Genomic DNA, 14,385 nt, shown 5'->3' with positions numbered 1-14,385 from the left:
GCATGGCTGCCTCGGCCTTTATTCCGACGACAACGAGGCTGCCGCCCGACGCGCTTGGCGGCATCCAGCGCGCGTCGCCGCCCCCGGCACCAGGTTCGGCACGCAGCTTGCCCATGCCGGCCGCAAGGCTTCCAACCAGAAACCGTGGGAAGGCGGCGGCCCGCTGAGGGCCGATCAGGACTCGTGGCCGATCGTGTCTGCCTCGGCAATCGCTTACGACACGGGCTGGCAGGTGCCGCGGGCGCTGGAGGATGAGGAAATCCTGCAGATCATCGAACGCTTCGCTGATGCCGCAAGACGGGCCGAACGTGCCGGCTTCGACTTCATCGAACTGCACGCAGCACATGGCTATCTGATCTTCCAGTTCCTGTCACCGCTTTCCAACCAGCGCACCGACCGCTGGGGCGGCTCGCTGGAAAACCGCATGCGTTTTGTCGTCGAGATCGCCAAGGCGGTGAGAAAGGCCGTCCCCAAGTTGATGCTCGGGGCGCGCCTGTCGGTCAAGGACTGGGTCGATGGCGGTTTCGACGTCGAGGACGCGATCGAAGTGGCCAAGGCGCTGAAGGCGGAGGGTGTCGCTTATCTCTGCTGCTCGAGCGGCGGCAATTCGCCGTTGCAAAAGCTGCCGACAGGTCCGGGCTACCAAGTGCACCTGGCGGAAGCCGTGCGCAAGGGCGCCGGCATCCCGACGCGGGCCGTCGGCCTGATCGACGACCCGAAGCAGGCCGAGGCGATCGTCGCCGAAGGCCGTGCCGACATGGTGGCTCTGGCCCGCGCCTTCCTCGCCGACCCGCGCTGGGCGTGGCGTGCCGCAGCCACGTTCGGCGAGAAAATCCATCCGGCGCCGCAGCTTGCCCGCTCGGTGACAACGATGCAGCACTGGATGACGGCGGCGGGCTGACCGGCCCGTTTCCATGGCCGCGGCCCCAATGACCGCGGCCCCAAGAATCGCGGCGGCCCTTGAAACCTCTATGCCGAGGGCGTGCAACCAAATCGGCCGCTCCGCGTTGCCGGCGATGATGGACAACAAGCCTTTTGAAAAGCCGGTCGTGGTCGAGCTTGGCCATGTCGGCAAATACCGTGAGATCCGTAACACCCAGGAAGCAGCGGAGTGCCTGATGACCGTGTGGCCACTGAATCGTGGTCCTCGGCATAGAGATGCTCTCGACACTTGCCTAAAAGTGCTGGAGGGGTATCGTTCGACAGCAGATGCGCGACGGGCATTGGTCGAGGCCGCGAAAGAATCGGACGTGCTGGTTCCCGACGAGAGATTGTCCGACGGCAGGCTGCCCGAAGGCAAACTGCCCGAAGACAAACTGCATTGAGCAGACGGAGCTTTTTCCACCGGAGGATTTCATGGCGAAGCTGACCTACAAGATCGTCGAGCATGACGGGGGCTGGGCCTACAAGGTCGGCTCGACATTCTCGGAAACATTCCCCACTCACGAGGACGCGCTGCGCGCCGCCGAGATCGCTTCGGCCGAACAGCAGGTCGCCGGCACCACGGACGGCATCCAGTACGAGGACGCCGACGGCAAATGGCATGACGAGCTCGCCGATGGCCGGGACCGGCCGCAAACCGAAGTTTCCGATTAGGCTGGTGTCAGCTCTGATGGCTTCTCGCACCTCCGGTTTCAGGAGCTGGGGCTTGGCAAGTCATTCTCATGCTCCGATCCCGGACATGACGAATTTCAGTCCCGCTGTGATCGCTCACGACCAGGAGCGACGAAGAAGAGCGCTTGCCAGGCAGTCGCTTTACAGGCAGGTTTGGTAGCGCTACCGTTTCATCATCGCGTGTGACCAGGGAGGAACTTGGGAGCCGCGCGGGCAGTTCAAGAAAGCGGTTTCCTTCGAAGACGTCGCAGGAAGCATTCGGGGAGGAAATCGATGGCGTCTGTCGCGATTGGCGATGTCTACAAATCATTCGGAACCGTCGAGATTCTCCACGGTGTCAGCGTGGATATAGACGACGGCGAGTTCGTCACGCTGGTCGGGCCGTCAGGTTGCGGGAAATCGACCCTTCTCAGGATGATCGCCGGCCTGGAGAAGATTTCGCGCGGTCAGATCGCGATCGGCGAGCGTGTCGTCAACAACGTTGCGCCAAAAGAACGCGACGTCGCCATGGTCTTCCAGAACTATGCGCTTTACCCGCACATGACCGTCGCCGAGAACATGGCGTTCTCACTCATGCTCAAGGGTGTTTCGAAAGCCGAAAGCGGTGCCAGCGTCCAGCGCGCCGCCGAAATCCTCGGACTAGTGCCGTTGCTGGCGCGCTATCCCCGGCAGCTTTCCGGCGGCCAGCGCCAGCGCGTCGCCATGGGCCGGGCGATCGTGCGCGATCCGGCGGTCTTCCTGTTCGACGAGCCGCTGTCCAATCTCGACGCCAAGCTCAGGGTGCAGATGCGCGCCGAGATCAAGGAACTGCACCAGCGCCTGAAGACCACCACCGTCTATGTCACCCACGACCAGATCGAGGCCATGACCATGGCCGACAAGATCGTCGTCATGCATGACGGCATCGTCGAACAAATCGGGCCGCCGCTGGAACTTTACGACCGGCCGGACAATCTCTTTGTCGCAAGCTTTATCGGCTCGCCCGCCATGAACATGCTGCGGGGCGAAATCACAACAGATGGCGGCTCACCGTCGTTTCGCGGCTCCGGCGGGATTTCAGTCCCATTGGCCACAGCACTGTCCATCAAAAATGGCGAGCCGGTGGTGCTGGGAATACGGCCCGAGCATTTGCGGCTGTCCGAAGACCAGGGCATTCCGGTCACCGTCGCGGTGGTCGAGCCGACAGGGTCCGAATTGCAGCTCATCGGCCGGACAGAAGGCGGCGAAGAGATCGTCGCGAATTTTCGGGAGCGCCATTCCTTCGCGCCGGGCGAGACCATACGCCTCACGGCCGAGCCCGGCCTCATTCATCTCTTCCACGGCAAAACCGGAAAGCGATTCAAGACGCGCAGCGAACAGTAAGAACCACACGGCTACGAATAACGGCTACGAATAAAAGGAGGAAACGAGCATGAAATTCACCAGACGTGACGTGATCCGCACCACCGCCGGCGCCGCGGCGGGAGTCCTGGGAAGCCGGTTCGTCGGCTCTCCCGCCTTTGCCCAGGAAGGATTGACATACAAGCCCGAGGACGGCGCAAAGCTGCGGATGCTGCGTTGGTCGCCCTTCGTGCAGGGCGATGAGGATCAGTGGCTGGCCAACACCAAGCGGTTCACCGAGGCGACAGGTGTCGAGGTCCGCGTCGACAAGGAAAGCTGGGAGGACATTCGCCCCAAGGCGGCAGTCGCCGCCAATGTCGGCTCCGGTCCAGATCTCATGTTGGTCTGGTTCGACGACCCGCATCAGTATCCCGACAAGCTGCACGACGTGACGGAACTGGGCGAGTATCTGGGCTCGAAATACGGCGGCTGGCACGACGGACCAAAGCAGTATGCGACGCGGGAGGGAAAATTCCTCGGCCTGCCTCTTGCAACCATCGGCAATGCCATCGTCTATCGGGAAAGCTGGGTGAAGGAGGCTGGCTTCTCTGAGTTTCCGAAGGACACGGCAGGCTTCCTCGAGCTTTGCAAGGCCTTGCAGGCGAAGGGACATCCGGCCGGCTTCACGCACGGCCATGGCGTTGGCGACGGCAACAACTACGCTCACTGGCTGCTGTGGAGCCATGGCGGCCAGATGGTCGACGAGAGCGGAAAGGTGGCGATCAACAGCCCCGAGACCCTCAAGGCGATCGAATACGCGCAGGAACTCTACAAGACCTTCATCCCCGGCACCGAAAGCTGGCTCGACGTCAACAACAACCGCGCCTTCCTGGCCGGCGAACTGGGCGTCATCGCCAATGGCATTTCCGTGTATAACACGGCCAAGACCAACAAGGACAATGATCCGAAACTGGCTGAAATCGCCAAGGACATGCGCACAACCAGCCTGCCGATCGGTCCGGTCGGAAAATCGGTCGAGCTGTTCCAGGTGACCACGGCCGTGATCTTCGACTACACACCCTACCCCAACGCGGCCAAAGCCTATCTGCAGTTCATGTTCGAGGAACAGCAAATGGCGGAGTGGATCACCTCCTCGGCCGGCTACTGCTGCCAGACACTCAAAGCCTTCGACAACAATCCTGTGTGGACGGCCGACCCGAACAATGCCGCTTATGCCAAGGCCTCAGCGACGCTGCGTCCCAACGGCTATGCCGGGCCGCTTGGCTATGCCTCGGCGGCTACCATGGCCGACTATGTCCTGGTGGACATGTTTGCCAAGGCCGTGACGGGCCAGGCAACGCCCCAGGAGGCGATGGAAGAGGCGGAGAAGCGCGCAAACCGGTACTATCGCGTTTGATCACAGCGCAGCCGGGCAGCCGCGACCGCGCTGCCCGGCCTGTTTCCGAAGTTGCGTGGCGGCCGCCCGGGCCGCGATGCCACCAGACCTCATGAGGAACCGCCCCATGGCCGTGCCGACCGTTGCCGTTCAGCCGCGTCCGTCGATCCTATCGCGGAGCCTGTCGACCTTGGCCGAAAGCCGGAACGCCCTTGGCTTCGGCTTCATGCTGCCGGCGGCAGCGCTGTTGCTGGTCTTCCTGACCTATCCGCTCGGGCTCGGCGTCTGGCTCGGCTTCACGGATACCCGCATCGGCCGCCCCGGTATCTTCATAGGCACCGAAAACTATCAATATCTGTGGGATGACGCCGTCTTCTGGCTCTCCGTCTTCAACACCTTGCTCTACACGATAAGCGCCTCGATCCTGAAGTTCGCGCTCGGCCTCTGGCTGGCGCTTATTCTCAATCAAAACCTTCCCTTCAAATCGTTCTTCCGCGCCATTGTCCTGCTGCCGTGGGTGGTCCCGACGGTGCTGTCGGCCATCGCCTTCTGGTGGATCTACGATTCGCAGTTTTCCATCCTGTCCTGGGCGCTTATGGAAATGGGCCTGATCGACCATCGCATCAATTTCCTCGGCGATCCGGAGAACGCGCGCGCTTCGGTGATCGCGGCCAATGTCTGGCGCGGCATTCCTTTCGTCGCCATCACGCTGCTAGCCGGCCTGCAGACGATTCCCCAGTCGCTTTACGAGGCCGCCACGCTCGATGGCGCCAGCCGCTGGCAATTGTTCCGCTATGTGACGCTGCCGCTGCTGACGCCGATCATCGCCATCACCATGACGTTTTCGGTGCTGTTCACCTTCACCGATTTCCAGCTGATCTATGTGCTAACCCGGGGCGGACCGGTAAATGCCACCCATTTGATGGCGACATTGTCGTTTCAGCGCGGCATTTCCGGAGGCCAGCTTGGCGAGGGCGCGGCAATCGCGGTCGCCATGATCCCATTCCTGCTTGCGGCGATCCTGTTCAGCTATTTCGGCTTGCAACGGCGCAAATGGCAGCAGGGCGGCGGAGACTGACATGGCTACGATCAAGAGCGCCGCGATCAAGAAGACGAAACGTCCGGAACTCGACGAAGGCGGCATGGGCTACCTTCAGAGCCTGCCGCGGCGCGTGGTGACGGTCTATCTGCCGTTGCTGGTGTTCGTGATCGTGCTGTTGTTCCCGTTCTACTGGATGACGATCACGGCGGTTAAGCCCAATCTCGAGATGACCGACTACGCCAATTTCAACCCATTCTGGGTCGTGCATCCGACGTTCGAGCACATCCGCTATCTCTTGTTCGACACGTCCTATCCGGGCTGGCTGCTCAACACGATCATCATCTCCACCGCCGCCACCTTCCTGTCGCTGCTGGCTGCGGTGTTCGCGGCCTATGCGATCGAGCGGCTGAGGTTTTCAGGGGCGCGGCAGGTCGGCCTCGCGGTCTTCCTCGCCTATCTCGTGCCGCCCTCGATTCTGTTCATCCCGCTGTCGGTGATGGTGTTCAATCTCGGGCTTTACGACACGCCGTTCGCGCTCATCCTCACCTATCCGACCTTCCTGGTGCCCTTCTGCACGTGGCTGCTGATGGGTTATTTCCGCTCCATCCCGTTCGAACTGGAAGAATGCGCGCTGATTGACGGGGCAAGCCGGTGGCAGATCCTCACCAAGATCGTGCTGCCGCTGTCGGTGCCCGGCCTGATTTCGGCCGGCATATTCGCATTCACCCTGTCATGGAACGAATTCATCTATGCCCTGACGTTCATCCAGTCGTCCGAAAACAAGACTGTGCCGGTCGGGGTGCTCACGGAGCTTGTCCGCTCCGACGTCTATGAGTGGGGAGCGCTGATGGCTGGAGCCCTGATCGGCTCCCTGCCGGTGGTCGTGCTCTATTCGTTCTTCGTCGAGCACTACGTTTCCTCGATGACCGGTGCGGTGAAGGAATAGCGCCCGTGGGCGCCGGGTCCTGGCTTATTGCCGCCGGCCAACCGCCGCGCTATCTCAGGAGACCCCTCTCTGCCTCAGGCGACCCCTCTCTGCCTGAGGCGATCCCCTGTCTGCCTAAGGCGACTTTTGCCGGAGCCTCCCCATGCCTGAAATCGTCACCGCCGCCATGCTCGTCATCGGCGATGAGATTCTGTCCGGCCGCACCAAGGACAAGAATATCGGCCACCTCGCCGACATCATGACGGCGATCGGCATCGACCTGAAGGAGGTGCGCATCGTTCCCGACGAGGAAGATGAGATCGTCGCGGCAGTGAACGCCGTGCGCGCCCGCTACACCTATGTCTTCACGACCGGCGGCATCGGCCCCACGCATGACGACATCACCGCGGACGCGATCGCCAAGGCCTTCGGGGTGCCCTGCGAATATGACGCCAAGGCCTATGCCTTGCTGGAAGCGAGCTACGCCGCGCGCTGCATCGAATACACCGAGGCGCGCAAGCGCATGGCGCGGATGCCGCGCGGTGCCGACCATATCGACAATCCTGTGTCCATCGCGCCGGGCTTTCGCATCGGCAACGTCCATGTCATGGCCGGCGTGCCGTCGATTTTCCAGGCGATGCTCGACAATGTGGTGCCGACGCTGAAGGCCGGCACCATTATGCTGTCGGCCACGGTGCACTGCCCGTTCGGCGAAGGGCTGGTCGGCGGACCGCTGGGCGACATCCAGAAGGCGCATCCGGATACAATCATCGGGTCCTACCCGAAATATGGCGACGGCAAGTTCTGGACCGAACTGGTCGTGCGGGCCCGCAGCCAGGAAGCGCTGGACGCCGCCCGCGCCGATGTCGAAGCGATGGTCGCAGGCCTCGCCAGCGCGGCCACCTGATCCAGGCCGGAACCAAGCATGGTGCTGTAACGTTTCTCGCGGGCGAGTTTCGATCGCTGTAAAATGAGGGATTACCATGCGATTCAAGACCATCGTCGCCATACTGCAGAACGAACAGGACGCGGAGCGCGTGCTCGAATGCGCCATTCCGCTTGCCGACAAGTTCCAGAGCCATCTCATCGGCATTCATGCCGAGACGCTTCCCGTCCCCTACACCTCGGCCACCGGCTTTCCCGACACCGAGTTCCTGCAGGTTTCGGCCGACATGAACAAGGAGCGTGCTGAAAAATTGCGGGCAGTCTTCCTCAGGCATATCGAGGATACCGGCCTGTCCTTCGAGTGGCGCAGCCTCGAGAGCTTTTCCGGAGACAGCGCGCTGACCGGTATCCCAACCGTTCGCACCGCAGATCTGATCATCGCTGCGCAGCGCGAGTCGGGCGGCGATCCGAGCGCCGACGTCGACACGCTGGTCTACGACGCCGGCAGGCCGGTGCTGGTGGTGCCGCATTCGGGCCCGCTCGTAACCAGCTTCAAGCATGTGCTGCTCGCCTGGAACGGCAGCAAGGAAGCCGCGCGCGCCGCCTTCGACGCCCTGCCCTTCATCATCGAGGCGGAGAAAACGGATATTGTCGTCATCGACCCGCCGGATACGCTCGACGCGGCCCCGGAGGCGGCCGGCGCCGAAATCGCCGCCGCCCTGTCCAGGCATGGCGCCACGGTCAGCGTCTCGGTGCTGCAATCGGGCGGCCACTCGGTCGACGACGTGATCCAGACCAGGGTCGCCGAAACCGGCGCCGACCTGCTCGTGCTTGGCGCCTACAGCCATTCCTGGCTGCGCCAGCTTCTGTTCGGCGGGGTGACGCGCACGGTGCTGCGCACAGTGCCGGTGGCGGCCTTCCTGTCGCGGTAGGTCCGCAAGGGCAAGTCCAAAGGGGGGCAAGTCCACAGGGATCGCTGGCCGCCGCCACTTGCCAACGCCTAGGCTTTCCAGTTAATTCCGCGCGCATTCCCTCAAGTGTCTGCGCGCGTTTTTCGCGCGCTGCGGAGTGCGCAACAAATGTCCCTTCCCGAAAAGGCCTTTCCCGTCTCCTGGGATCAGTTCCACCGCGACGCGCGTGCGCTCGCCTGGCGGCTTGCCGGCGCCAACAAAGGCCAATGGAAAGCGATCGTCTGCATCACGCGCGGCGGCCTGGTTCCAGCCGCCATCATCTCGCGTGAACTCGGCATCCGGGTCATCGAGACGGTCTGCGTCGCCTCCTATCACGACTATACCAGCCAGGGGCAGTTGCAGGTGCTGAAGGAGGTCACACCGGCACTGCTTGCCGATGACGGCGCCGGCGTGCTGATCATCGACGACCTCACCGACACAGGCAAGACCGCGGGCATTGTGCGCGCCATGATGCCCAAGGCGCATTTCGCCACCGTCTATGCCAAGCCGAAAGGCAGGCCGCTGGTCGATACCTTCGTCACCGAGGTCAGCCAGGACACCTGGATCTATTTTCCGTGGGATATGGGCTTCACCTACCAGAAGCCGATCGCCGACGACCACGCCGGCTGATTCGCGGCAACCGCTTTTCCCCCGGAACATGCCGGCGAGCGCTTCTTGCCGGCGAGCACTTCTTGAAAGCGTGCCGCGGCGCACGATATTTCCTGAATCGACGCCTCTTGGCGTGGTTAACCAGTGCGTATGAGGTTTTTTACTTCTATTGCCCATGATTAGCCGTAAGATTCACGAGACGGCAGATGATTCTGGAGGCTGGGGCAAGCTTCTCCGATGTTGACGACGCCAGCAACGCACAACCATCTGGCCGAAAGGGTCCAGCGGCTCTTCGGCACGGCGCCGTGCCGCCTGCAGGTTGCAGCACTGCCCTGGCGCGATACCAAGCATGGCGTCGAGATCATGCTGATCACCAGCCGCGATACCGGTCGCTGGGTGCTCCCCAAGGGCTGGCCTGAGGCGAAGGAACTGCTTTGCGAAGCGGCGGCACGCGAGGCCGGCGAGGAAGCCGGACTGCGCGGCACGATCTCCCACCATGAAGCCGGCCGCTACTTCTATGCCAAGGCATTGGCTTCCGGCGAGGAAGTGCCTTGCGAAGTTTTGGTGTTTCCGCTGCAGGTCGACAAGATCGCCGACCGGTGGAAGGAAAAGCGATCACGCACCCGCAAATGGGTCAGCTGCGCCGAGGCCGTGCGTATGGTCAACGAGCCGGACCTTTGCCAGATCATCGCCTATTTCTGTGCCGACCCGCACCAATTCTCCTGAACGAGACCTGGTCGCGCCAGCCGCGCATCGCGCGGGTAAAATCGAAAACCCTCCGCGCCACTTTCTATCCCCGTTATCCACATGTGTGACACACAAGATGTTGGGGTCATAAAAGCTACGCAAACGAATCCTTGACGGCGCAAAACGAGTCGCCTTTTATAGGCCATGCGCTCCTGTTGAGAGCGCGACCGGAAAGTTCTGAGCCCGGTCTTTTTCCCGGATTATGTGCGTTTTGGCCGCATTTCCGCCTGGTTACGAGGCTGGCGGAAGCGTTGCGATTGTGGGGTCTTTGGGGGCGAAAGGGAAAAATGTCGGACTGGAATAAATTGTCTGTTAACACTATATTTAGTGTTTGCAGGTAGGTTCGACGCTAGATAGTGTGAAATTCCCTCGATTGAGGGAGTCGCAAAAAAGTTTCAGTCTTGAGGGATCCGCAGGGTTCGTCGGCGCGTTGGACGGCTACTTCGCAAGGAGTTCGACCAGCAGGGCGGCGGAGGCTGTGAAAAGGAGCCGGCCGTTCGCGAACGCCGGCAGACGGCGGACATGCGCGTTTCGCTATGGGGGCAGAAATCCCCTGGGAAAAGCGCTATATATAGACACAAAGGATAGGACCAATGCGCATCGAGCGTCGTTTCACCAAGCCAGGACAATCAGCTTACGCGGAGATCGAATTCCGCAAGGCGCTTTCGGAGATCAAGAATCCGGATGGCTCGGTGGTGTTCCGCTTGGACAATATCGACGTGCCGGCGCAGTTCAGCCAGGTTGCCGCCGACATCCTGGCGCAGAAATATTTCCGCAAGGCCGGCGTGCCGGCGCGGCTGAAGAAGGTCGAGGAGAACGACGTCCCCTCCTTCCTGTGGCGCTCCGTTGCCGACGAGGCCGAACTGGCAAAGCTGCCGGAGGCCGAGCGCTACGGCTCCGAGATCGACGCCCGCCAGGTCTTCGATCGCCTCGCCGGCACCTGGACCTATTGGGGCTGGAAGGGCGGCTACTTCAAGTCGGAGGAAGACGCGCGCGCCTTCCGCGACGAACTCGCCTATATGCTGGCCACCCAGCGCGTCGCGCCGAACTCGCCGCAATGGTTCAACACCGGCCTGCATTGGGCCTATGGCATCGACGGCCCGAGCCAGGGCCACTTCTATGTCGACCCGTTCACCGGCAAGCTGACCAAGTCGAAGTCTTCCTATGAGCATCCGCAGCCGCATGCCTGCTTCATCCAGGGCGTGCAGGACGATCTCGTCAACGAAGGCGGCATCATGGACTTGTGGGTGCGTGAAGCGCGCCTGTTCAAATACGGCTCCGGCACCGGCTCCAACTTCTCGTTCCTGCGCGGCGAAGGCGAAAAACTGTCCGGCGGCGGCCGCTCGTCCGGCCTGATGAGCTTCCTCAAGATCGGCGACCGCGCGGCGGGCGCCATCAAGTCGGGCGGCACGACGCGCCGCGCCGCAAAGATGGTCATCGTCGACGCCGATCATCCCGATATCGAGGAGTTCATCGACTGGAAGGTCAATGAGGAGCAGAAGGTCGCCTCGCTGGTCACCGGCTCCAAGATCGTGAAGAAGCACCTCGAAGCGATCATGAAGGCCTGCATCAATTGCGAAGGCCAGGACGACGATTGCTTCGATCCTGCGATCAACACCGCGCTGAAGCGCGAGATCAAGCTGGCCAAGAAGGACGGGGTTCCGGAGAATTACATCTACCGCGTCATCCAGTTCGCCAAGCAGGGCTATACCTCGATGTCGTTCAAGACCTACGACACCGACTGGGATTCGGATGCCTACCTCACCGTTTCGGGCCAGAACTCCAACAATTCGGTCTCGCTGAAAGACGATTTCCTACGCGCCGTCGAAGAGGATGCCGACTGGCACCTCACCGCCCGCAAGGACGGCAAGGTGCTGAAGACGCTGAAGGCCAGGGATTTGTGGGAAAAGATCGGCTATGCCGCCTGGGCGTCGGCCGATCCGGGCCTGCACTTCAACACAACGATGAACGACTGGCACACCTGCGCCTCGGCCGGTGCGATCCGGGCGTCCAACCCGTGCTCGGAATACATGTTCCTCGATGACACGGCCTGCAACCTGGCCTCGATCAACCTGCTGCCCTACCGCAACGCCGACGGCACCATCGACATATCAGCCTACGAGCACACGGTGCGGCTGTGGACCATGGTGCTGGAAATTTCCGTGATGATGGCGCAGTTCCCGTCGAAGGAGATCGCCAAGCTCTCCTACGAATACCGCACGCTCGGCCTCGGCTACGCCAATATTGGCGGCCTGCTGATGACATCGGGCATTCCGTATGATTCCGACGAGGGCCGCGCCATCTGCGCAGCACTCACCGCGATCATGACCGGTACGGCCTATGCCACCTCGGCCGAAATGGCCGCCGAGCTCGGCGCCTTCCCCGACTACGACCGCAATGCGCAGAACATGCTGCGCGTCATGCGCAACCATCGCCGCGCCGCCTATGGCGACAAAGACGGCTACGAAAAACTCGCCGTCAACCCGGTGCCGCTGATCGCCTCCGACCTGAAGCAGCCGGAGCTTGCCGCCCACGCCAAGGCTGCCTGGGACCGCGCCATCGAGCTCGGCGAGGAGCATGGCTACCGCAATGCGCAGGCAACCGTGATCGCGCCAACCGGCACGATCGGCCTGGTCATGGATTGCGACACCACCGGCATCGAGCCCGACTTTGCGCTGGTGAAGTTCAAGAAGCTGGCCGGCGGCGGCTATTTCAAGATCATCAACCGCGCCGTCCCGGAAGCGCTGCGCACGCTCGGCTATTCGGAAAGCCAGATCGCCGAGATCGAAGCCTATGCGGTCGGCCACGGCAATCTGAACCAGGCGCCTGCCGTCAACCCCGGCTCGCTCAAAGCCAAGGGTTTTACCGACGACAAGATCGCGGCCCTCAATGCGGCGCTGAAATCGGCCTTCGACATCAAGTTCGTCTTCAACCAGTGGACGCTGGGTGCGGACTGGGTGAAGGAGACGTTTGGCTTCACCGACGAACAGCTCAACGATTTCTCGTTCGAGATGCTGCCGGCGCTGGGTTTCTCCAAGAAGGACATCGAGGCCGCCAACATCCATGTCTGCGGTGCGATGACGCTGGAAGGCGCGCCGTTCCTGAAGGCCGAACACCTGCCCGTGTTCGACTGCGCCAGCCCGTGCGGCAAGATCGGCAAGCGTTCGCTGTCGATTAACAGCCACATCCAGATGATGGCGGCGGCCCAGCCCTTCATCTCGGGCGCCATTTCCAAGACCATCAACATGCCGAACGATGCGACGGTGGAAGACGCCAAGGGCGCCTACATGCTGTCGTGGAAGCTGGCGCTGAAGGCCAACGCGCTCTATCGCGACGGCTCGAAGCTCTCCCAGCCGCTCAACGCTTCGCTGCTTGCCAACGTCGAAGACGACGAGGACGATGCCATCGAACAGCTGATCGCGGCACCGGCGGCGGCACGCGCGGCACAGATCACTGAGCGGATCGTCGAGCGCATCATCGAGCGCGTCTCGCGCGAGCAGGAGAAGCTGCCGTCTCGCCGCAAGGGCTACACGCAGAAGGCCAAGATCGGCGGCAACACCATCTTCCTGCGCACCGGCGAATATGACGACGGCCGTCTCGGCGAGATCTTCATCGACATGAACAAGGAAGGCGCGACCTTGCGCGGCCTTCTCAACAATTTCGCCATCGCCATCTCGCTCGGCCTGCAATATGGCGTGCCGCTCGACGAATATGTGCACGCCTTCACCTTCACCAAATTCGAGCCGGCCGGCATGGTGCAGGGCAACGACGCCATCAAGAGCGCGACATCGATCCTCGACTACGTGTTCCGCGAGCTCGCCATCTCCTATCTCGGCCGCAACGATCTCGCCCATGTCGACCAGTCGGATTTTTCCAACACCGCACTTGGCCGCGGCATCAGCGAAGGCAAGACCGACGCCGTCTCCAAGGGCCTGACCCGCGGCGCCTCGCCGGTGAAACTGGTGTCGAGGGTGAGCGGCAACGATCCGAAGGGCTTTGCCGGTTCGGGCTCGCCCAGTGCCCGCTCCGCGCCGACGGCGTTCTCCGGCTCCAACGTGCTGGCGCTGAAGCCGGCCAGCGATGAAGCCACCGCCTACAAGCGCGACTATGAGGAGCGGGCAAAGGAGCTGATCGAGGACATCGCCTTCGAGGAGGCGGCGGGCGCTGCTTCCGGCGCTTCGGATGCCACGGCGGCGCTGTTCACCGACGCCGCAGCGAACGAGGCAGCCGAGGCGAAGAAGCTCGCCGCCGACCGCCGCGCCAAATCGCTGCTCCAGGGCTACACCGGCAATTCCTGCTCCGAATGCCAGAACTTTACGATGGTGCGGAACGGGACATGTGAGAAGTGCGATACGTGTGGGGCGACGAGCGGATGCAGTTGAGGAAAGATGCCACCTCGGCTTACAGTTCGCGAAGTCATTCGCCTGCTGGAGACCGACGGCTGGTACCTAGTTGCAACCAAAGGCAGTCATCGCCAATATAAGCATGAAATCAAAGCCGGCCGCGTCACAGTGGCCGGCAAGCCGTCTGACGAGATTGCGCCGGGAACACTGAATAGCATCCTCAAGCAGTCCGGTTTGAAGGAGTGATGACATGCGTTACGCGGTAGTGATTGAAAAAGCAGGAAACAATTTTTCCGCTTATGTGCCGGACCTGCCCGGCTGCATCGCTACCGGTGCGACGGTGCCCGAAGTGGAAACCGAAATTCGCGACGCTATACGCTTTCATATCGAAGGCTTGCGTGCCGACGGGCTGGATGTACCCAAAGGTGTCAGCCTGGCGGAATATGTAGAAGCGTAGCAGCCGCGCCTTCTCTTCCCCCCTTTTTGTTGAAGAAGGCAAGATCGCGCGCGGCTGGACGGCGACCAGGTTCGCGGAAACCGCCGCACTATCGGAG

The 14,385-nt window shown here is 62.1% G+C and carries 14 protein-coding genes; all 14 read left to right on the top strand.

Annotated elements, in window-relative coordinates:
• A partial coding sequence (locus tag E5W87_RS23350; RefSeq protein ID WP_292402859.1) for a tRNA-dihydrouridine synthase occupies positions 1-901 on the top strand: 901 nt, incomplete at its 5' end.
• A 115-nt stretch (positions 902-1,016) separates the two neighbouring features.
• Positions 1,017-1,325: a DUF982 domain-containing protein gene (locus E5W87_RS23345; RefSeq protein WP_367118862.1), complete on the top strand. Its 309-nt coding sequence runs from the start codon at positions 1,017-1,019 to the stop codon at positions 1,323-1,325.
• A 31-nt stretch (positions 1,326-1,356) separates the two neighbouring features.
• Positions 1,357-1,596 (top strand): DUF2188 domain-containing protein, encoded by a 240-nt coding sequence (locus tag E5W87_RS23340; RefSeq protein ID WP_065008174.1) that lies wholly within the window; start codon positions 1,357-1,359, stop codon positions 1,594-1,596.
• A 291-nt stretch (positions 1,597-1,887) separates the two neighbouring features.
• Positions 1,888-2,976: an ABC transporter ATP-binding protein gene (locus E5W87_RS23335; RefSeq protein WP_292402853.1), complete on the top strand. Its 1,089-nt coding sequence runs from the start codon at positions 1,888-1,890 to the stop codon at positions 2,974-2,976.
• Between the two features lie 49 nt (positions 2,977-3,025).
• Positions 3,026-4,351, top strand: coding sequence for an ABC transporter substrate-binding protein (locus E5W87_RS23330; RefSeq protein WP_292402850.1), 1,326 nt, complete (start codon positions 3,026-3,028; stop codon positions 4,349-4,351).
• A gap of 106 nt (positions 4,352-4,457) precedes the next feature.
• Positions 4,458-5,408 carry a carbohydrate ABC transporter permease gene (locus tag E5W87_RS23325; protein ID WP_292402847.1) on the top strand — a complete coding sequence of 317 codons (951 nt, stop codon included), beginning with the start codon at positions 4,458-4,460 and terminating at the stop codon, positions 5,406-5,408.
• Between the two features lies 1 nt (position 5,409).
• Positions 5,410-6,318: a carbohydrate ABC transporter permease gene (locus E5W87_RS23320; RefSeq protein ID WP_292402844.1), complete on the top strand. Its 909-nt coding sequence runs from the start codon at positions 5,410-5,412 to the stop codon at positions 6,316-6,318.
• 142 nt (positions 6,319-6,460) lie between these two features.
• The gene (locus E5W87_RS23315; protein WP_292402841.1) at positions 6,461-7,204 is read left to right on the top strand and encodes a competence/damage-inducible protein A; all 744 of its coding nucleotides are present in this window, start codon (positions 6,461-6,463) and stop codon (positions 7,202-7,204) included.
• Between the two features lie 76 nt (positions 7,205-7,280).
• Positions 7,281-8,114 (top strand): universal stress protein, encoded by an 834-nt coding sequence (locus E5W87_RS23310; protein WP_292402838.1) that lies wholly within the window; start codon positions 7,281-7,283, stop codon positions 8,112-8,114.
• Between the two features lie 147 nt (positions 8,115-8,261).
• Entirely contained in the window at positions 8,262-8,762 is a 501-nt protein-coding gene (gene gpt, locus E5W87_RS23305; protein ID WP_008875536.1) for a xanthine phosphoribosyltransferase, read from the top strand.
• Positions 8,763-8,978: 216 nt separating this feature from the next.
• Positions 8,979-9,467, top strand: a complete 489-nt coding sequence (locus E5W87_RS23300) for an NUDIX hydrolase (protein WP_292402833.1) — start codon at positions 8,979-8,981, stop codon at positions 9,465-9,467.
• 614 nt (positions 9,468-10,081) lie between these two features.
• Positions 10,082-13,870 carry a vitamin B12-dependent ribonucleotide reductase gene (locus tag E5W87_RS23295; RefSeq protein WP_292402830.1) on the top strand — a complete coding sequence of 1,263 codons (3,789 nt, stop codon included), beginning with the start codon at positions 10,082-10,084 and terminating at the stop codon, positions 13,868-13,870.
• A 6-nt stretch (positions 13,871-13,876) separates the two neighbouring features.
• Complete coding sequence (locus tag E5W87_RS23290) at positions 13,877-14,077, top strand: type II toxin-antitoxin system HicA family toxin (RefSeq protein ID WP_292402827.1); 201 nt, start codon at positions 13,877-13,879, stop codon at positions 14,075-14,077.
• A 4-nt stretch (positions 14,078-14,081) separates the two neighbouring features.
• The gene (locus tag E5W87_RS23285) at positions 14,082-14,288 is read left to right on the top strand and encodes a type II toxin-antitoxin system HicB family antitoxin (protein ID WP_024504399.1); all 207 of its coding nucleotides are present in this window, start codon (positions 14,082-14,084) and stop codon (positions 14,286-14,288) included.
• Positions 14,289-14,385: the final 97 nt, after the last annotated feature.

Origin of the sequence: Mesorhizobium sp., assembly GCF_004962925.1 — a bacterium.
Lineage (GTDB): Bacteria > Pseudomonadota > Alphaproteobacteria > Rhizobiales > Rhizobiaceae > Mesorhizobium.
Note: the sequence above shows the minus strand (reverse complement) of the source record. Positions and strands in the feature narration are given on the sequence as shown.

What these genes read in the sequence shown, in the direction of transcription:
- E5W87_RS23345 (WP_367118862.1), top strand. Translation starts at nt 1,017, where the DNA reads ATGATGGACAACAAGCCTTTTGAAAAGCCGGTCGTGGTCGAGCTTGGC.
- E5W87_RS23340 (WP_065008174.1), top strand. Translation starts at nt 1,357, where the DNA reads ATGGCGAAGCTGACCTACAAGATCGTCGAGCATGACGGGGGCTGGGCC.
- E5W87_RS23335 (WP_292402853.1), top strand. Translation starts at nt 1,888, where the DNA reads ATGGCGTCTGTCGCGATTGGCGATGTCTACAAATCATTCGGAACCGTC.
- E5W87_RS23330 (WP_292402850.1), top strand. Translation starts at nt 3,026, where the DNA reads ATGAAATTCACCAGACGTGACGTGATCCGCACCACCGCCGGCGCCGCG.
- E5W87_RS23325 (WP_292402847.1), top strand. Translation starts at nt 4,458, where the DNA reads ATGGCCGTGCCGACCGTTGCCGTTCAGCCGCGTCCGTCGATCCTATCG.
- E5W87_RS23320 (WP_292402844.1), top strand. Translation starts at nt 5,410, where the DNA reads ATGGCTACGATCAAGAGCGCCGCGATCAAGAAGACGAAACGTCCGGAA.
- E5W87_RS23315 (WP_292402841.1), top strand. Translation starts at nt 6,461, where the DNA reads ATGCCTGAAATCGTCACCGCCGCCATGCTCGTCATCGGCGATGAGATT.
- E5W87_RS23310 (WP_292402838.1), top strand. Translation starts at nt 7,281, where the DNA reads ATGCGATTCAAGACCATCGTCGCCATACTGCAGAACGAACAGGACGCG.
- gpt (WP_008875536.1), top strand. Translation starts at nt 8,262, where the DNA reads ATGTCCCTTCCCGAAAAGGCCTTTCCCGTCTCCTGGGATCAGTTCCAC.
- E5W87_RS23300 (WP_292402833.1), top strand. Translation starts at nt 8,979, where the DNA reads ATGTTGACGACGCCAGCAACGCACAACCATCTGGCCGAAAGGGTCCAG.
- E5W87_RS23295 (WP_292402830.1), top strand. Translation starts at nt 10,082, where the DNA reads ATGCGCATCGAGCGTCGTTTCACCAAGCCAGGACAATCAGCTTACGCG.
- E5W87_RS23290 (WP_292402827.1), top strand. Translation starts at nt 13,877, where the DNA reads ATGCCACCTCGGCTTACAGTTCGCGAAGTCATTCGCCTGCTGGAGACC.
- E5W87_RS23285 (WP_024504399.1), top strand. Translation starts at nt 14,082, where the DNA reads ATGCGTTACGCGGTAGTGATTGAAAAAGCAGGAAACAATTTTTCCGCT.